Annotated in this window: 17 protein-coding genes; 6 read left to right on the plus strand and 11 right to left on the minus strand. The window is 71.9% G+C overall.

The genetic code is table 11. From position 1 onward, the window contains the following. Positions 1 to 760: ABC transporter permease (locus DMH12_RS22195; RefSeq protein ID WP_260474277.1), on the plus strand; the 760-nt coding region annotated here is incomplete at its 5' end. Here the strand turns inward: DMH12_RS22195 and DMH12_RS22200 are convergent. Beyond that, complete coding sequence (locus tag DMH12_RS22200) at positions 750 to 1,352, minus strand: flavodoxin family protein (RefSeq protein WP_125493250.1); 603 nt, start codon at positions 1,350 to 1,352, stop codon at positions 750 to 752. The genes DMH12_RS22195 and DMH12_RS22200 overlap by 11 nt on opposite strands. A gap of 117 nt (positions 1,353 to 1,469) precedes the next feature. Beyond that, complete coding sequence (locus DMH12_RS22205) at positions 1,470 to 1,985, minus strand: DUF6668 family protein (RefSeq protein ID WP_125493251.1); 516 nt, start codon at positions 1,983 to 1,985, stop codon at positions 1,470 to 1,472. 229 nt (positions 1,986 to 2,214) lie between these two features. Between DMH12_RS22205 and DMH12_RS22210 the strand changes: the two genes are divergently transcribed. Beyond that, complete coding sequence (locus DMH12_RS22210; RefSeq protein WP_125493252.1) at positions 2,215 to 3,711, plus strand: tetratricopeptide repeat protein; 1,497 nt, start codon at positions 2,215 to 2,217, stop codon at positions 3,709 to 3,711. 28 nt (positions 3,712 to 3,739) lie between these two features. Here the strand turns inward: DMH12_RS22210 and DMH12_RS22215 are convergent, their stop codons facing one another. The 9 genes from DMH12_RS22215 to DMH12_RS22255 all read right to left on the minus strand — a co-directional run bounded on the left by DMH12_RS22215 (position 3,740) and on the right by DMH12_RS22255 (position 14,658). Further along, entirely contained in the window at positions 3,740 to 4,729 is a 990-nt protein-coding gene (locus DMH12_RS22215) for a M28 family metallopeptidase (RefSeq protein WP_125493253.1), read from the minus strand. 215 nt (positions 4,730 to 4,944) lie between these two features. Beyond that, complete coding sequence (locus DMH12_RS22220; RefSeq protein WP_125493254.1) at positions 4,945 to 5,415, minus strand: VOC family protein; 471 nt, start codon at positions 5,413 to 5,415, stop codon at positions 4,945 to 4,947. 16 nt (positions 5,416 to 5,431) lie between these two features. Next, positions 5,432 to 6,433, minus strand: coding sequence for an EamA family transporter RarD (gene rarD, locus DMH12_RS22225; RefSeq protein WP_125493255.1), 1,002 nt, complete (start codon positions 6,431 to 6,433; stop codon positions 5,432 to 5,434). A gap of 182 nt (positions 6,434 to 6,615) precedes the next feature. After that, positions 6,616 to 7,470 carry an SDR family oxidoreductase gene (locus tag DMH12_RS22230; RefSeq protein ID WP_125493256.1) on the minus strand — a complete coding sequence of 285 codons (855 nt, stop codon included), beginning with the start codon at positions 7,468 to 7,470 and terminating at the stop codon, positions 6,616 to 6,618. Between the two features lie 168 nt (positions 7,471 to 7,638). Beyond that, positions 7,639 to 8,697, minus strand: a complete 1,059-nt coding sequence (locus DMH12_RS22235; protein WP_125493257.1) for a 2-oxoacid:ferredoxin oxidoreductase subunit beta — start codon at positions 8,695 to 8,697, stop codon at positions 7,639 to 7,641. Further along, positions 8,690 to 10,627, minus strand: a complete 1,938-nt coding sequence (locus DMH12_RS22240; RefSeq protein WP_125493258.1) for a 2-oxoacid:acceptor oxidoreductase subunit alpha — start codon at positions 10,625 to 10,627, stop codon at positions 8,690 to 8,692. The genes DMH12_RS22235 and DMH12_RS22240 overlap by 8 nt, the downstream gene beginning before the upstream one ends. Before the next feature lie 281 nt (positions 10,628 to 10,908). Next, the gene (locus DMH12_RS22245; protein WP_125493259.1) at positions 10,909 to 11,580 is read right to left on the minus strand and encodes a response regulator transcription factor; all 672 of its coding nucleotides are present in this window, start codon (positions 11,578 to 11,580) and stop codon (positions 10,909 to 10,911) included. Between the two features lie 266 nt (positions 11,581 to 11,846). Then, entirely contained in the window at positions 11,847 to 13,214 is a 1,368-nt protein-coding gene (locus DMH12_RS22250; RefSeq protein ID WP_125493260.1) for a sensor histidine kinase, read from the minus strand. A 187-nt stretch (positions 13,215 to 13,401) separates the two neighbouring features. Continuing rightward, a complete protein-coding gene (locus DMH12_RS22255; protein WP_125493261.1) occupies positions 13,402 to 14,658 on the minus strand; it encodes a sensor histidine kinase in 1,257 nt (418 codons plus the stop codon). Between the two features lie 198 nt (positions 14,659 to 14,856). Here DMH12_RS22255 and DMH12_RS22260 point away from each other — a divergent pair, with 198 nt between their 5' ends. Genes DMH12_RS22260 through DMH12_RS22275 form a run of 4 tightly spaced genes read left to right on the plus strand, consistent with a single transcriptional unit; the run spans position 14,857 to position 18,048 of the window. Beyond that, positions 14,857 to 15,252, plus strand: coding sequence for an NADH-quinone oxidoreductase subunit A (locus DMH12_RS22260; protein ID WP_185832468.1), 396 nt, complete (start codon positions 14,857 to 14,859; stop codon positions 15,250 to 15,252). Next, on the plus strand, positions 15,243 to 15,896 hold the full coding sequence (locus DMH12_RS22265) for an NADH-quinone oxidoreductase subunit B (RefSeq protein WP_185832469.1): 654 nt from the start codon (positions 15,243 to 15,245) through the stop codon (positions 15,894 to 15,896). Before DMH12_RS22260 ends, DMH12_RS22265 begins: the two co-directional genes overlap by 10 nt. Beyond that, positions 15,893 to 17,083 carry an NADH-quinone oxidoreductase subunit C gene (locus DMH12_RS22270; RefSeq protein ID WP_125493263.1) on the plus strand — a complete coding sequence of 397 codons (1,191 nt, stop codon included), beginning with the start codon at positions 15,893 to 15,895 and terminating at the stop codon, positions 17,081 to 17,083. Before DMH12_RS22265 ends, DMH12_RS22270 begins: the two co-directional genes overlap by 4 nt. Then, entirely contained in the window at positions 17,080 to 18,048 is a 969-nt protein-coding gene (locus DMH12_RS22275; RefSeq protein ID WP_125493264.1) for a complex I subunit 1 family protein, read from the plus strand. The genes DMH12_RS22270 and DMH12_RS22275 overlap by 4 nt, the downstream gene beginning before the upstream one ends. The last annotated feature ends 1 nt before the right edge of the window (position 18,049 follow it).

An 18,049-nucleotide genomic window follows, 5' to 3' on the forward strand; every position in this document is an offset into this window, starting at 1 on the left:
TCAGGGCGTTGACCAGGCGGGTCTTGAAGACCGTGCCCGAGCCGAAGTCGCCCTTGACCTGGTCGCCGAGGGAGCCGAGGAAGCCGCCGAGGTCGCCGCCGCCCGCGGCGCCCGTGGGCAGGCCCTGTTCCTGGTCTTCACCGCGCTCGCCGCGACCCTGCCGTTCTTCCTGCCGATGGCCGTCGGCGTCGTCGCGGGCGACGCGATCGCCGGCGAGTCCAGTGCGGGCACGCTGCGGTACCTCCTGGTCGCCCCGGCCGGGCGTACCCGGCTGCTGCTGACCAAGTACGCGACGGTGATCGCCTTCTGCCTCGCCGCCACCCTGGTGGTCGCGGTCTCGGCGCTCGCGGTCGGGGCGCTGCTCTTCCCGCTGGGCGACCTGGTCACGATCTCCGGCACCCGGATCGGCTACGCCGAGGGCCTGGGGCGCGCCCTGCTGATCGCCCTGGTGGTGGCCGCCTCACTGGTCGGTGTCGCGGCCCTCGGCCTGTTCGTCTCGACGCTGACGGGCAGCGGCATCGCGGCGATGGCGACCACCGTCGGGCTGCTGATCACGGTCCAGATCCTCGACCAGATCCCCCAGCTGCACGCGCTCCAGCCGTACTTCTTCTCGCACTACTGGCTGTCCTTCGCCGACCTGATGCGCGAACCGGTCTACTGGGACGACCTGCTGAAGAACCTGGGCCTCCAGGCCCTCTACGCGGCGGTCTTCGGCTCGGCGGCGTGGGCGCGGTTCACGTCGAAGGACATCACGGCGTAGGCACGGCCACCGGCTCCTCGTACGGGAACCGGGCGAGCGGCGCCTCCCGCGCGAAGAACGTCTTGGCGCGCGACAGCGCGTCCGTGTCCCGCAGCACGTCACCGGGCCGGCTGCCGTTGCCGAGCAGTACTCCGCCGAAGCGCATGCCCATGTAGGCCGCGGAGTTGCTGAGCGTGCCGACCAGCGGATCGGCGACCTCCTGCTCCTGGTGCGCCAGCGCGGTGACCCCCCACAGGGTGCGGCCGGCCAGGGTCGCCTTGAGGTCGAGGCCGGGCGTGCGCAGCCAGCCCGACCAGTGGTCGAGGTAGCGCTTGACCGGCGTGGACACCGAGTACCAGTACAGCGGCGACGCGATCACGAGGTCGGTCGCGGCGAGCGTGGCGTCGAGCAGCAGACCGGCGTTGCCCTCGGTGGGGCGCGTGTGGTCGCTGTCGTGCCGCAGGTCCTCGAACTCGGGCAACGGGTGCCGGGCCAGGTCGATCCAGCGCTGCTCGACGTCCGCGGGGAGCTGTTCGGCGGCCCGGCGGGCGAGCAGCTCGGTGTTGCCGTCGGGGCGGCTGCTGCCCAGCAGGAAGAGAAAACGGCGCGTCATGGTGTCCCCCGGAGTGATCGGCGATGAGTGGATACCAGCACATGCATTATATGCGTACGCATTCACTTGTCCATGCGTACGCATCTATCTATCGCCATTCGGGGGGAGCGGCCGGGCTCAGCGCACCAGCCGCGTGCGGCGGACCAGCGACTCCGTCCCCCGGGGCGGGCCCTCCGGCGTCCCGTCCAGGCGCCAGGAGGGCACCCACGGGACGCGGTGCACGTCCACGGCCGACTCGAGCAGCCGCACCCGCTGGGCGAGCGGCCGGGGAAGCCGCCCGGGCGCGTCCGCGACGAGGACGACGGAGTCGAGCCCGACCCCCGCCGGCACCCGTCCGAGCCGGAACTCCTCCACGGCCCGGCCGACGGCCGTGAGACCGGCCGCGTGCGTGCGGGCCACCAGCAGCACCGACGACGGGTCGCCGGGGCCGGGCCAGCCCCGCCCGCAGTCCTGCCCGCCGAACACTCCGGCGAGCGTCGTCACCCCGGCACCGCCGTGGACGCCGATCCAGGAGAAGCCCGGCGCTTCGGCGGGGGCGGGGGTGAGCGGCACTTCGGGGGCGGTCGGCCCCCGGTCGGGCGGCTCGGGCGCCGTCACCGGCCCGCGGATCCATATCTCCGGTCCCTGTCGCATGCCTGACCGCCTGCCCGCTCGCCCCTCGGCTCACGCACCCCGCCCACCGGCCCGGCACCGACCCGCCGATACGCGCGTGACCTCCTGGAACGAGCCTGTGACACCCCGGTGACGTGAGAATCGCGAGCGAGCGGAGAGACTCGACAGCAGGTGCAGGACTGGCATGACAGGCTCTGGACGGCAGGGAACACGGGACCGCCGACGGAAGCCGCCGATGAGTGGGGGAACGATGTCTCGACTCGGTCGCGACGAGCAGCGGGAACACGAGCGCGCCCAGCGCCCGCCGGACTCCGCGGCGACGCCGGTCGACGTGCGCGTGCCGGAGGCCGGTTCCGGCGCGCGGACCGCCACGCTCGACGGTGCGACGGTCGTCGCGGCGCCCGGCGAGGAGATCCAGAACGCCGTCCTGAACCGCCTCCACCGCCTCGCCCTGGCCGTCGGCCACCCCGTCCTCGCCACGATCCACGACCGGCGCATCGGCTACTCCGTCCCGCTCCGCGTCGACCCGGACGGCTCCAGCCACCTCGCCGCCGACCCGGTGCCGACGGCCCCCGAGGAGGAGGAGCAGGCGGCGGCCGGGTGGGACCGGCCCACACACGTCCTCCGGTCGCTGGAGGCCGTACGGGACAGCGCCCCGACGTTCCCGCTCCCGGCGGTGCCCGAAGCCGAACGGACGCCGTCCGGCGACTCCCCGCCGACGTTCACCTTCGGTCCGCTGCCGGGATCCTCCGGCGGTACGGCGCCGGGCACGGTGGCGCCGCCGACGGGGGAGTTCGGGCCGCCGCCGCGGATGGAGGGTGCCGGGGGCGCGAAGGGGGCGGCTCCGTCGGAGGCCGCGGGGCCGTTCGCCGGCGCCGGGTACGCGTCGGGGGGTGTGCCGTCGGGGGCTGCGCCGGTGCCCGGGGCCGCGTCGGAGGCCGAGGCGCCCGCGAGTGGCGTGCCCGTGAGCGAGCCGTACGTGTCCGAGCCCGCGGCCCGCCCCGCCGGCGGCCCCCGCCCGTTCGCCGGGCACGAGCCGGTCGCTGACGTGCAGCCGCTCGCTGACGCACAGCCGGCCGCTGACGCACAGCCGCTCGCCGGGACCGAGCCGATCGCCGTTGCCAAGCCGCTCGCCCAGACCGAGCCGATCGCCGTTGCCAAGCCGCTCGCCGACCCGGGCCCGTTCTTCGACCCCGACCCCAAGCCGACCCCCGCCCGCGGGTTCGACGCCGTGGCCGAGGCCGTACTCGGGGACGGGCCGCTCACCGCGCCCGGTGACTCGACCGCCCCCGCGCTGCTCGCGCAGCCGACCGCGCGGGTCAACGAGGCCGTCAAGGAGGGGCGTACGCAGGACGCGGCGCTGCTGGCGGAGCAGGCCGTGGCGGAGGCCTCGCAGACGCTGGGGCCGGAGCACCCCGAGGTACTCCGGCTCCGTGAACTCACGGCGTACATCGCCTACTTGTCCGGCGATCCCGACCGTGCCTTCCGCCTCTCCCTGGACCTGGCCCGGATACACCGCCGCGCGGGCGACGCCGAGGCCGCGTACGGCAACGTCCAGAGCGCGGCCACCGCCTGGCGTGCCGTACGCGACCCCGAACGGGGCATGGAGCTGGGGCAGGACCTGGTCCGCCTGTGGGACGAACTCGCCGCCGAGGAGGGCCCGGCCGCCGAGGACGCCGAGCAACTGGAGTCCGCCCGCACCCGCATGGGCCGCCTCGCCGACCGAGCCCGGGCCCAGGCCGGCTGACCGGGCTGCCCCGCCCAGGAGGGCCGTCCTACTGCGACAGTTCCCAGATCGCGTACGCGATGGCGTCGCCGTTGCGGTTCAGGGCCGTGTCGTTGATGTTGGCGGTCGTGTCGCAGGACGAGTGGTAGCAGCGGTCGAAGGGCTGGCCCGCGGTGCCGCCCCACTTGGCCGCCTGGGCGGACGTCTTGCGGTAGTCGGCGCCGCTGAAGAGGCCGCCGACGGGGACGCCCACGTTCTTGAAGGGCGCGTGGTCGGAGCGGCCGTCGCCCTCGGTCTCGATCTCGGTGGAGACGCCGATCCCCGCGAAGTAGTCCTTGAAGGTCTGCTCGATGGTGGGGTCGTCGTCGTAGACGAAGTAGCCGGGGTTGGGCGAGCCGATCATGTCGAAGTTCAGGTAGCCGCTGATCTTCGCGCGGTCGGCGGAGGAGAGACGGTTGACGTAGTAGCGGGACCCGACCAGTCCCAGCTCCTCCGCTCCCCACCAGGCGAAGCGCAGGTGTTTGGCGGGCTGGTAGCCGGACCGGGCCACGGTGAGCGCGGTCTCCAGGACGGCCGCGGAGCCGGAGGCGTTGTCGTTGATGCCGGGACCGGAGGCGACGCTGTCCAGGTGTGACCCGGCCATGACAACCTCATTCGCGTCACCGCCGGGCCAGTCGGCTATCAGGTTGTACCCGGTGCGGCCGGAGGAGGTGAACTGCTGGATGCTGGTGGTGAATCCGGCGGCGTCCAGCTTGGCCTTCACGTAGTCGAGCGAGGCCTTGTAGCCGGGGCGGCCGTGGGCGCGGTTGCCGCCGTTCGCCGCGGCTATCGACTGGAACTGGGCGAGGTGGGCCTTGACGTTGGCTATCGGCAGGTCGGGTGCGGCGGCGACGGCCGCCGGACCCTGGGCGGGGCCGGACCGCTCGGTGGCGGAGGCCACGCCGGTCACGGCACCGCCGGCCGCCAGTGTGACGACGGCGACGGCACCGGCCGTCAGCGCACGTCCGGACAGGGGGAGCTTCGGGTAGGGGAGCTTCATGTGGGGGGCTCCGGATTCCTAGGGAGTCCCTGGGGAGGGAACTCCACAGTGAATGGGGTGCCTGGATGGTGTGGCCGGGACTGACCGCCCGTCAAGACCGCTATTCGGCCATGACATCGCGGATATCGGAAGCTGCACCCCGCCAGTGGGCGGCCCCTTGTGGGACGGCGCGGACGGCAGGACGGCCCGGGCAACCCGAGCGGCACGGACGATCCCTAGTGAACGCAGAACTCGTTCCCCTCGGGGTCCGCCATCACCACCCACTCCCCGCCCTGCTCCCTCACCCGCCGCAGCACGCTCGCCCCCAGCGCCTCCAGCCGGCCGACCTCCGCCCCGCGTTCCCCTTCCCGGGAGTGCACGTCGAGGTGGACGCGGTTCTTGCCGGTCTTCGCCTCCGGTACGCGCTGGAACAGCAGCCGCCGCCCCAGCCCCGTCCCGCTCTCCTCGTCGTAGGGGTCGTCGGGGTGCCGTACGGCCACCAGGTCCCGCCATGCGCGGCGCCCGTGGGACTCCAGGGTCAGCTCCTCCGGTACGGCCCCGAGGCCCAGCAGTCTCCCGATGAGCGCGCTGTTGTCCTCCACCTCGTAGTGCAGGGCGGCGGCCCAGAAGTCCGCCTGCGCGTGCGGGGCGGCGGCGTCGATGACGATCTTGAAATGCAGGGGAGCGGGTCGTGGTGTCGAGGTCATGGACCAGTCATATGGGTCACGTGACCGAGCGGGCAACGGAATCGCCGGAGTCCCGCGCCGCTTCGCTCTCCTTGACCGGCGGCATGCCCGCGCCCGTCCGGTCCAGCTGCTCCCTGAGCGCCCGCGCGGTCCGGCGGGCCGTGCGCAGCGCGTCCCAGGTGAGCAGCGTCAGGGCCAGCCAGACCAGGGCGAAACCGGCCCAGCGCTCGGGAGGCATGGCCTCGTGGAAGTAGAGGACCCCGAGGGCGAACTGGAAGACCGGCGCCAGGTACTGCAGCAGCCCCAGCGTGGACAGCGGCACGCGGATCGCGGCCGCGCCGAAGCAGACCAGCGGGATCGCGGTGACCAGGCCGGTCGCGGCCAGCAGCGCCGAGTGCCCGACGCCCTCGGTGGTGAAGGTCGATCCGCCCTGCGTCGACAGCCACACCAGATAGCCGAGCGCGGGCAGGAACTGGATCGCCGTCTCGGCGGCCAGCGACTCCACGCCCCCGAGGTTGACCTTCTTCTTCACCAGGCCGTACGTGGCGAAGGAGAAGGCGAGGCAGAGGGAGATCCACGGCGGCTGTCCGTAGCCGACGGCGAGGACCAGGACGGCGGCGAAGCCGGTGCCGACCGCCGCCCACTGCGCCGGCCGCAGCCGCTCCTTGAGCAGCAGCACGCCCATCGCGATGGTGACCAGCGGGTTGATGAAGTACCCGAGCGAGGCCTCGACGACGTGGCCGCTGTTCACGGCCCAGATGTACACGCCCCAGTTGACGGTGATGACCGCGGCGGCCACGGTGACCAGGCCGAGCCTGCGCGGCTGCCGCAGCAGCTCACCGGCCCAGGCCCAGCGCCGTACGAAGAACAGCGCGACGGCGACGAAGACGAGGGACCACGCCATGCGGTGGGCGAGGATCTCCCCGGCCCCGGCGGGCTTGAGCAACGGCCAGAACAGCGGGACGAGCCCCCACAGCCCGTAAGCCGCGAAGCCGTTCAGCAGACCTATGCGCTGCTCACTCCTGGACGACCCGGCCACGGGCACCTCCTTTTCGCACACGGCATGCCGGGACGGACGCATGCCACGACGAAAGGTAGCGCCGCACCCGGCCGCCTGTCATGCCCGTATCGCCATACGGTCATGACAGGCGGGGTGTGTGCCGGGAGGAGGCGGGGCGGACCCGCGCGGGTGTCAGCGGTGGGGGCGGGCCCGCGCGGGCGTCAGCTCCTGACCGCGGCGGAGACCGCCTCGGCGAGCGGCGTGGTGGGGCGGCCGGTCAGCCGGGACAGGTCGCCGCTGGTGACGATCAGCTCGCCCTTCTCGATCGAGTCCTCCACCCCCGCGAGGATGGCGGCCAGCGGCGCGGGCAGTCCGGCGCCGGTCAGGATGCCGGTGTAGGTCTCGGCGGAGACGGGGGTGTAGGCGATCTCCTTCCCGGTCTGCCGGCTCAGCTCGGCGGCGTACTCGGCGTAGCCCCACGCCTCGTCGCCGCCCAGCTCGTACGCCTTGTTCTCGTGGCCCTCGCCGGTCAGTACGGCGACGGCGGCGGCCGCGTAGTCGGCGCGGGAGGCGGAGGAGATCCGGCCCTCGCCGGCCGCCTGCACGACGGCGCCGTGCTCCAGGACCGGGGCGAGCTGCTCGGTGTAGTTCTCGTGGTACCAGCCGTTGCGCAGTAGCACGTAGGGCACGCCCGAGCCGACGAGGACGTCCTCGGTGGCGCGGTGGTCGTCCGCGAGCGCGGCCTTGAGGCTGCTGGGCGCGCTGGTGTAGGCGAGCAGGGCGACGCCGGCCTTCTTCGCCGCGTCGATCACCACCGTGTGCTGTTGGACGCGGCCCTTGTCGAACTCGTTGCCGGAGATCAGCAGCACTCGGTCGCCGGGTGCGAACAGGCCGTCGAAGGTTTCCGGCGCGTTGTAGTCGGCGACCGCGAGCCGTACGCCGGCGGCGGCGAGGTCTGCGGCCTTGTCGCGGTCCCGGACGACCGCGGTGAGCTGGTCGGCCGGCACCTTCTCCAGTAGCTGCCGCACGACGTGGCGGCCGAGGTGTCCGGTGGCTCCGGTGACGACGATGCTCATGGGTTCAGTACTCCTTGTGGGGTGCGATGCCACCAACCATAGGAGCTGCGCTAACTTCTGGACAGTGCCCACCTTGAAGTAAGGTACTTACGTTTGGGTAAGCGTCAGGGCCCGGGCGTTCTCCGCCCGGGCCCCTCGGTTCTCGTCGGTACTCGCCAGTGGTCGCTCTCAGCCGACGACCGTCCAGGTGTCGTTGCCCGCGAGCAGCGCCGCGAGGTCGCCCTTGCCGTCCCGCTCGATGGCGGCGTCGAGCTGGTCGGACATGAGCGTGTCGTAGACCGGTCGCTCCACCGAGCGCAGCACACCGATGGGCGTGTGGTGCAGGGTGTCCGGGTCGGCCAGCCGGGAGAGGGCGAAGGCCGTGGTCGGCGAGGTGGCGTGGGCGTCGTGGACCAGGACGTCCGCCTCGTTGTCCGCGGTGACGGTGACGACCTTCAGGTCGCCGGTCCCCGGATCGCGCACCACGCCCTTTGCGTCGTCGGTGCCGAAACGGATCGGCTGCCCGTGCTCCAGCCGGATCACCGCCTCCTCGGCCCGCTCCCGGTCCTTGAGGGCGTCGAACGCGCCGTCGTTGAAGATGTTGCAGTTCTGGTAGATCTCGATCAGCGCCGTGCCCGGGTGCTCGGCCGCCTGGCGCAGCACCTCGGTGAGGTGCTTGCGGTCCGAGTCGACGGTCCGGGCGACGAAGGACGCCTCCGCGCCGATCGCCAGCGAGACCGGGTTGAAGGGCGCGTCCAGCGACCCCATCGGGGTCGACTTGGTGATCTTCCCGACCTCGGAGGTGGGGGAGTACTGGCCCTTGGTCAGCCCGTAGATCCGGTTGTTGAACAGCAGGATCTTGAGGTTGACGTTGCGACGCAGCGCGTGGATGAGGTGGTTGCCGCCGATGGAGAGCGCGTCGCCGTCACCGGTGACGACCCAGACGGACAGGTCGCGGCGGGAGGCGGCGAGCCCGGTCGCGATGGCAGGGGCGCGGCCGTGGATGGAGTGCATCCCGTACGTGTTCATGTAGTACGGGAACCGGGAGGAGCAGCCGATGCCGGAGACGAAGACGATGTTCTCCTTCGCCAGGCCGAGCTGGGGCATGAAGCCCTGCACGGCGGCGAGGATGGCGTAGTCGCCGCAGCCGGGGCACCAGCGCACTTCCTGGTCGGACTTGAAGTCCTTCATGGACTGCTTGCCCTCGGCCTTGGGGACGAGGTGGAGCAGCGCGTTGGCGTCAGTCATCGATGGCCTCCTTCAGCACCGCGGCGAGCTGCTCCGCCTTGAACGGCATGCCGTTGACCTGGTTGTACGACTGGGCGTCGACCAGGTACTTCGCCCGGATGAGGGCGGCGAGCTGACCGAGGTTCATCTCGGGGACCACCACCTTGTCGTACCGCTTCAGCACCTCGCCCAGGTTGGGCGGGAAGGGGTTGAGGTGGCGGAGGTGGGCCTGCGCGATCGGCACCCCGGCCGTGCGCAGCCGGCGCACGGCCGCGGTGATGGGTCCGTACGTCGAGCCCCAGCCCAGCACCAGGGTCCGCGCCCCGCCCGGGTCGTCGACCGCCAGGTCGGGGACGTCGATGCCGTCGATCTTGGCCTGCCGGGTGCGGACCATGAAGTCGTGGTTGGCCGGGTCGTACGAGATGTTCCCGGAACCGTCCTGCTTCTCGATGCCGCCGATCCGGTGCTCCAGACCGGGGGTGCCCGGCACGGCCCAGGGGCGGGCCAGGGTCTGCGGATCGCGTTGGTACGGCCAGAAGACCTCGGTGCCGTCGTCCAGCGTGTGGTTGGGGCCCTGCGCGAACTGGACCGCCAGGTCCGGCAGCTCGTCCGGCTCCGGGACCCGCCAGGGCTCGCTGCCGTTGGCCAGGTAGCCGTCGGACAGCAGGAAGACCGGGGTCCGGTACGCCAGCGCGATCCGGGCCGCCTCCAGCGCCGCACTGAAGCAGTCCGCCGGGGTGCGCGGTGCGACGATCGGGACCGGCGCCTCGCCGTTGCGCCCGTACATCGCCTGCAACAGGTCGGCCTGCTCCGTCTTGGTCGGCAGACCGGTGGACGGCCCGCCGCGCTGGATGTCCACGACCAGCAGCGGCAGTTCGAGGGAGACCGCGAGTCCGATCGTCTCGCTCTTGAGCGCCACGCCGGGACCGGAGGTGGTGGTCACCGCCAGTGAGCCGCCGAACGCGGCGCCCAGCGCGGCGCCGATGCCCGCGATCTCGTCCTCGGCCTGGAAGGTCCGCACCCCGAAGTTCTTGTGCCGGCTCAGCTCGTGCAGGATGTCCGAGGCCGGGGTGATCGGGTACGAGCCCAGGAAGAGCGGCAGGTCCGCCTGGCGGGAGGCCGCGATCAGACCGTAGGACAGGGCGAGGTTCCCGGAGATGTTGCGGTACACCCCCGGCGGGAACGCCGTCGCCGCCGGCGCCACCTCGTAGGAGACCGCGAAGTCCTCCGTGGTCTCCCCGAAGTTCCAGCCCGCGCGGTACGCCGCGATGTTGGCCGCGGCGATGTCCGGCTTCTTCGCGAACTTCGTGTTCAGGAACTTCTCCGTGCCCTCGGTGGGCCGGTGGTACATCCAGCTCAGCAGCCCGAGCGCGAACATGTTCTTGCTGCGCTCGGCCTCCTTGCGGCTGAGGTCGAAATCCTTGAGGGCCTCGACGGTCAGCGTCGTCAGCGGCACCGGATGCAGGTGGTAGCCGTCGAGGGAACCGTCCTCCAGCGGCGACGTGTCGTAGCCGACCTTCTGCATCGTCCGCCGGGTGAACTCGTCCGTGTTGACGATGATCTCCGCGCCCCGCGGCAGGTCGCCGACGTTCGCCTTCAGCGCGGCCGGGTTCATCGCGACCAGCACGTTGGGGGCGTCGCCCGGGGTGAGGATGTCGTGGTCGGCGAAGTGCAGCTGGAAGGACGAGACGCCGGGCAGGGTGCCGGCGGGCGCCCGGATCTCGGCCGGGAAGTTCGGCAGCGTCGACAGGTCGTTGCCGAACGACGCGGTCTCCGAGGTGAAACGGTCGCCGGTGAGCTGCATCCCGTCGCCCGAGTCCCCGGCGAACCTGATGATCACCCGGTCCAGCCGGCGGACGTCCTTCGCCCCGACCGGTTTGCGCTGCGCTCCCACGACGGTCTCGTCGGTTCCGTCGGCCTGCTCCGCTGGGCTGCTGACCTGGCTGGTCACTGAACTGGACCTCCCTCGAGACGGCTGTCCGGGGACAGGTCTCCCACGACCGTCCCGGGATCAACCCTACGTCCGCGGATGCTGACTTCCGGTGGAGATTCGCATGATGGACACGACTTCGAGATCGCCCACAGCCCCGTGAATCCGCGAAAACCCCGCCCCTCGACACCGATGAGGACGTCCCCCGCCCGCGCTCCGGTTTCTCATTCGTCCGGATGAGCCGGACGAATGAGAGGCCCGCCGGGCCCGGTGTGAGGCCCCTGGGGGGCAGGAACCGGGAGTCACGAATTGAGGTACGTGAGCACGGCCAGCACCCGTCGGTGATCACCGTCGCTCGGGGACAGACCCAGCTTCATGAAGATGTTGCTGACGTGCTTCTCGACCGCCCCGTCGCTCACGACGAGCTGCCGGGCGATCGCCGAGTTCGTCCGGCCCTCGGCCATCAGCCCCAGCACCTCCCGCTCCCGCGGGGTCAGCCCCGCCAGCACGTCCTGCTTGCGGCTGCGCCCGAGCAACTGCGCGACCACCTCCGGGTCCAGCGCGGTCCCCCCGTCCGCCACGCGCACCACGGCGTCCACGAACTCCCGCACATCGGCCACCCGGTCCTTGAGCAGATAACCGACGCCCCGGCTGGAACCGGCCAGCAGTTCCGTGGCGTAGCGCTCCTCCACGTACTGCGACAGCACCAGCACCCCGAGGCCCGGATGCGCCTTGCGCAGCCGCACCGACGCGCGCACTCCCTCGTCCGTGTGCGTCGGAGGCATCCGCACGTCCGCGACCACGACGTCCGGCAGCTCGCCCTGCGCGTCCAGCTCGGTGATGGTCTTGATCAGTGCCTCACCGTCGCCGACACCGGCCACGACCTCGTGCCCGCGGTCGGTCAGCAACCGGGTCAGCCCCTCCCGGAGCAGCACTGAATCCTCGGCGATGACCACCCGCACCCTGTCCTCCACGATTTTTCGGCCCCCCACAGCCCGTCCGCCTCACGGTCCCCGCGGCCCACGCCGCGTCCACGAACCGTTCGTACGACAGGTCCAGCATTCCAGCATCGGAGGCCGGATGCCCCGGGGCGACGGGAAGAGGACGGCAAGTCCCGGCCGTACAGTCCGGCTTCGGCTTCACGATGGCCGGATTTCGACCCGGGGACGAACGGGTCACCCCAGCCCCCGGCCGCCCGGAGTGGCGTGGGGGAGAGCCTGGGGGGGGGCGCCGCCGCGCCTCAGCCTGATATCGGCTCGGTCCGCCACGGCAGCTCGGCGGTCACCCGCGTCGGCCCCCCGGCCGGAGAGTCCACCACCAGGATCCCGTCCACCGCGTCGAGCCGCTCCGCCAGTCCGGCGAGTCCCGAGCCGGCCGTCACGTCCGCCCCGCCGACGCCGTTGTCCACGACCTGGAGCAGCAGCCGGTCCTCCACCCGCCACACCTCCACGGCCGCCGCCGTGGCCCGCGCGTGCTTGCTGATGTTCTGCAGCAGCTCCGACACCGTGAAGTACGCGATGCCCTCGATCGCCGATGCCGGCCGCTCGGTGAGGTCGACCTCCACCCGCACCGGCACGGTGCAGCGGGAGGCGACCGAGGAGAGCGCCGCGTCCAGACCGCGGTCGGTGAGTACCGCGGGGTGGATGCCCCGGGCCAGGTCCCGCAGCTCCTGAAGGGCCGTCTTCACCTCGCCGTGCGCCTCCTCCACCATGATCGCCGCCGCCCGCGGATCCTCCTGCAGCTTCTCCTTCGCCAGGCCGAGATCCATGGCCAGGTTGACCAGGCGGGCCTGTGCCCCGTCGTGCAGGTCGCGCTCGATGCGCCGCAGGTCGGCGGCGGCCGTGTCCACCACGACCCCGCGGTCCGACTCCAGCTCCACGACCCGCGTCGCCAGTCGCGACGGTCCGAGCAGCCCGTGGACCATCACCCGGTCCACCGTCGTCAGCGCCCGCACGATCCACGGCGTCGCCAGCGTGAACAGCAGCCCGACCAGCGCGGTCACGCCGATCTCGAACGGGTTGTCCAGGTAGATCCGGTGCGTCTCGTCGCCGTAGAGCTGGAGCCCGTCCTGGCCCGCGTACATCGGGAACACCCAGAACCAGAGCGGGTACGTCAGCATCGCCCACCCGACCGCCCAGAAGTTCACGGCGACCACGAACGAGAACACCGCCCACGGGAACTGCAGAAACGCGTACAGCAGGCTCCGCCAGGAGGTGCCGCTCTTGAGCACGGCGCCCATCCAGCCCATCGCACCGCGCTTGCGCACCCGCAGCGGCTCCGGGTCGGCCACGTCGAGCCCCAGCAGCGCCCGGGCCCGCGCCCGCTCCATCACCCCGAAGCCCCGGCACCCGGCGAGCGCCGCCGCCAGCACCGGCACACCCAGGAACGTCACCAGCAGGCCCGCTCCCAGCGACACCATCGTGACCGCGTAGGTGAAGAGCAGGATGCTGACCGGCAGACCCACCAGCACGTAGCCGAACTCCCGCCAGCTGCGAGCCTCGAACGGTGCCCGCAACCCGGCCGGCAGCCGGTGGCGGCGCGCCCCGGTGTCCCCGGGGAATCCGGGCCCGCTCCCGAACCCGTAACCCTGTCCGTATTCCGTGGCCATCGGTGCCGTCCTTCTCCTCGTCCTACGGCTCTGCTGTCGTAACTCCAGCCTCCTCGCCCGCGCCTGAACGGACCATGGAGCCCGTCGGCGTCTGGAGAGGGGGGTTTTCCCTACCTCGGGCCCCGAGACCTCGGTCGGGGAGGAGCGCACGCCCGTGTGCCCCGCGTGTGGGGCGCGGTGTCGTCCGTCACCGCGTCCCGGACGTGCGCCGCGCGTGGCCGGCGTCGGACGTGCCGGTAGCCGCGTCCGCCGCCGTGCGGTCGCGCCACGGCAGCTCGGCCGTGATCGCCGTCGGGCCGCCCTCCGGCGAGTCGACGACGAAGAGGCCGTCGACCGCGGAGAGCCTGTCGGCGAGGCCCTTCATCCCCGTACCGGCGTCGAGGCGTGCGCCGCCCCGGCCGTCGTCCCCCACCTGTATGAGCAGACGGTCGGACGACCGCCACACCTCCACGGAGGCGGATCGCGCCCCGCTGTGCTTGCTGACGTTCTGGAGCAGCTCCGAGACGGTGAAGTACGCGATGCCCTCGATGGCCGGCGCCGGACGCTCAGCCAGGTCCACGGCCACCCTGACCGGCACGGTGCAGCGGGAGGCGACCGAGGAGAGCGCCGCGTCCAGACCGCGGTCGGTCAGGACGGCAGGGTGGATGCCCCGCGCCAGGTCCCGCAACTCCTGAAGGGCCAGCTTCACCTCGCCGTGCGCCTCGTCGACCATCGCCGCCGCCGCGTCGGGATCCTCGAGGAGCTTCTCCTTGGCCAGACCCAGCCCCATGGCCAGGTTGACCAGGCGGGCCTGCGCCCCGTCGTGCAGGTCGCGCTCGATGCGCCGCAGGTCCGCCGCGGCCGTGTCCACCACGACCCCCCGGTCCGACTCCAGCTCGGCGATCCGCCGCTCCAGCTCGTCGGACGGGGACAGCAGCGCGCGCACCATCGCCCGGTCGGCGTTGGCCAGGCCCCGCGCGATGAACGGCAGCACCGGCCACAGCACGAACAACGACGTCAGCGTGATGACGAAGGTGACCACGCCCCAGGGGAGCCGCATGAAGTCGTACAGGACCGCGCGCCAGCCCACCGGGTCCTTCAGCGCCATCCACAACTGGGGAAAGAACCCGCCCCCGCCGTGCAACGGCAGCGGACTGGGCTCCTCCACCCGCACTCCGAGCAGCGCCCGGGCCCGCGCCCGCTCCAGCTTGCCGAGCTGACGCGCGCCGAGCAGTCCGGCCGCCAGCAGCGGCAACCCGATCACCGTGACCGTCAGCCCGACCCCGACGAACAGCATCGTCGAGACATAGACGAAGCCGAGCAGCGACGCCGGGAAGTTCGCCAGCAGGTGGGCGATCTCTTTCCAGGTGTGCCGGTCGAAGGCGAGACGGGCCGGCGGCGGGCGGTCGCCGTCCGCCCCACCGGCGGTCCCGGCGGGGAGCGAAGTCGCGAGGTGTTCGATCATACGGATCAGCGTGCCGTGCGGCACGGCACCGCGCCATGAGGTGGACCGCCGGGATGTACTGAGGAAAACCCCACCTCGGCCCCGGCCCACGTCTCAACGTACGACGGGCTGCTTACCGTCTCTTTATCAGGCCCTAGACTCCCGTGCGTACAGATCGTCGAGCAGCAGGCGTTGAGGACAGGGATCGAGGGGACGCACGTGCCGGAACCGACCGTCGGGCTCGCCGCGGACTACTTCCAGTCCTACTCGGTCGTCGCACTGCTCGCCGCGGTGGGCGTGCTCTTCGTCGCCGTGGCCTTCGGAGCGGGGCGGCTGCTGCGGCCCGTAATCCCGACGCCCGAGAAGCTGCTGACGTACGAGTGCGGCGTGGACCCCGTCGGCGAGGGCTGGGCACACACCCAGGTCCGCTACTACGTCTACGCGTTCCTCTACGTCATTTTCGCGGTCGACTCGATCTTCCTCTTCCCCTGGGCGACGGTCTTCGCCGATCCTGGTTATGGAGCGACGACCCTCGTGGAGATGTTCATCTTCCTGGGCTTCCTGGCCGTGGGCCTGCTCTACGCATACAAGAAGGGCGTCCTGTCGTGGACGTGAACCCCTCCGGACCCGTACCGCTCCCGGAGCCCGTACCGCTCCCCGAACCGAAGCGGCTGGGCACCCTCGCGCGCCTGGCCCCCGAGCCGATGAAGGTCGTCCTGAACTGGGGCCGCCGGTACTCCCTCTGGGTCTTCAACTTCGGTCTCGCCTGCTGCGCGATCGAGTTCATCGCCGCGTCGATGGCCCGCCACGACTTCATCCGGCTCGGCGTCATCCCCTTCGCACCGGGCCCCCGACAGGCCGACCTGATGGTCGTCTCGGGCACGGTGACCGACAAGATGGCGCCCGCCGTCAAGCGCCTGTACGAGCAGATGCCCGAGCCCAAGTACGTCATCTCCTTCGGCGCCTGCTCCAACTGCGGCGGCCCGTACTGGGACTCCTACTCCGTGACGAAGGGCGTCGACCAGATCATTCCCGTCGACGTCTACGTTCCCGGCTGCCCGCCGCGCCCCGAGGCGCTCCTCCAGGGGATCCTCAAGCTCCAGGAGAAGATCGCACGGGAGTCGCTGGGGGAGCGGTACGGCATGTCGGGACGGCCGTCGACGGCCGCGCTGCAGAGCGGACTGGTGCGACCGCCGGGACCGGAATCGGGACCGGGACCGGAATCGGGATCGGGATCGGCATCGGGGGGTGCGCGATGACGGCGGTCGGTTGGCTGCCCGCAGGCCCCGAGGAGCTCTTCGGCCCCGAAGCCACGGCCGAGGAGTCGTACGACGTCCTGACCGTCGACGTACCGCCGACCTCCTGGATCTCCGCCCTGGAGACCGCGCGTGACCGGCTGGGCTGCACGTACTTCGACTGGCTGAGCGCGGTCGACGAGCCGGGCACGGGGTTCCGCGTCGCGGCACACGTCGTCGCCCTCGGCCCCGTAGTACGCCGGCTGCTGCTGCGCACCACGGTCCCGCACGAGTCCCCGGCCCTGCCCACCGCCGTCGCGGTGTACGCGGGCGCGGCCTGGCACGAGCGCGAGACCCACGAGATGTTCGGCGTCGAGTTCGCGGACCATCCCGGGCTGGACCACCTGCTCCTGCCGGAGGGCTTCGAGGGCCACCCGCTGCGGAAGGACTTCGTCCTCGCGGCCCGCGTGGCCAAGGCCTGGCCCGGCGCCAAGGAACCGGGCGAGTCCGACCACGGCGGACCCCGTCGCCGCCAGATGCTGCCGCCTGGCGTCCCCGACCCCAACGAGTGGGGCCCGCAGAAGGGCCAGCTGCCGCCCGCCCCGGCCCGCCCGGCACGTGGCGCGGGACGCGCGGCCACACAGCGCCCGGCTCGCGCGGCCGGTGACCGGCCGGTCCGCCGGACCCGTACGGCGGGCGAGGGCTCCGCCAGTCAGGCATCGCCGCCCGGCACCGGCACCGGCACCGACACGGGCACCGGCACCGGCACCGAAGCGTCGTTCACTCCGCGTCGCTCCCGTACGGCGGCGGAGGGCTCGGCGAGCCAGACGCCCATGGCCGATCAGACGTCGCCGGCCGACGAGTCTTCGGTGGCTCCGGCGCCCCGACGCAGCCGAAGCGCGTCGCAGGGCTCGGCGAGCCAGCGGGCCGCCACCGACGCGGGACAGCCGGAGAAGACCGGGTCGTCCGGCGAGGCCCCCGCCTCCGCACCCCGCAGCCCCGACGCCCCGTGGCATCACGACCGCCCGGCGTTCGACGAGCCGGCGGACAAGCGCGCCGAGGGCGACGCCTCCAGGGAGCCGCAGACTCCTGACGAGCCGGTCGACCCGGACGAGCCCCGGGAGTCGGACCGGAAGAGTCCCGAGAGCTCGGAGAGCCCCGAGAGCCCCGAGAGCGAAAACCCCGAGAGCCCCACAGGAGGCCCGCGGTGAACGACGCCTTCGACGTCACCCTGCGCCTCCTGATCGTGTTCGTCGTCTTCCTCACCTTCCCCTTGATCGTCGGCCAGACCGAGCACAAGGTGATGGCCCACATGCAGGGCCGCCTCGGCCCGATGTACGCCGGCGGCTTCCACGGCTGGGCCCAGCTCGTCGCGGACGGTGTGAAGTTCGCGCAGAAGGAGGACGTGGTCCCCGCCGACGCGGACCGCCGTGTCTTCCAGCTCGCCCCCGCCGTGGCCCTGCTGCCGTACCTCCTGGTGCTCCTCGCCATCCCCATCGGCCCCGGCGAGGGCGCGGTCGGCCAGGTCGTCGACGCGGGCGTCTTCTTCGTGCTCGCCGTGATGGGCGTCGGCGTCCTCGGCTCGCTCATGGCCGGGTGGTCCTCCGCCAACAAGTTCTCCCTCCTCGGCGGCCTGCGCACCGCCGCCCAGCTCCTCGCGTACGAACTCCCGATGCTGCTCACCGCCGCCTCGGTGGCCATGGCGGCCGGCACGGTCTCGCTCGTCGGCATCCTGAACGCCTTCGAGTGGTGGTGGCTGCCCTGGCAGATCGTCGGCGCGATCGTCTTCTTCGTCGCCGGGCTGGCCGAGCTGCAACGCCCTCCGTTCGACATGCCGGTCGCCGACTCGGAGATCATCTTCGGCGCCTACACGGAGTACACCGGCCTGCGCTTCGCCCTGTTCCTCCTCGCCGAGTACGCCGGGATCGTCGTCCTGTGCGGCCTGACCACGGTCCTTTTCTTGGGCGGCTGGCACGGGCCCTGGGGCGCGGACGGCCTGGGCTGGGTGTGGACCCTGCTGAAGACGGCCATCCTCGCCTTCCTCGTGATCTGGCTGCGCGTGACCTACCCGCGACTGCGTGAGGACCAGCTCCAGAAGCTCTCCTGGACCCTCCTCGTCCCCCTCTCCCTCGCCCAGATCGCCCTCACCGGCACCGTCAAGGTGGTGATCCAGTAAC

Source organism: Streptomyces sp. WAC 04229 (assembly GCF_003947455.1).
Classification (GTDB): Bacteria; Actinomycetota; Actinomycetes; order Streptomycetales; family Streptomycetaceae; genus Streptomyces.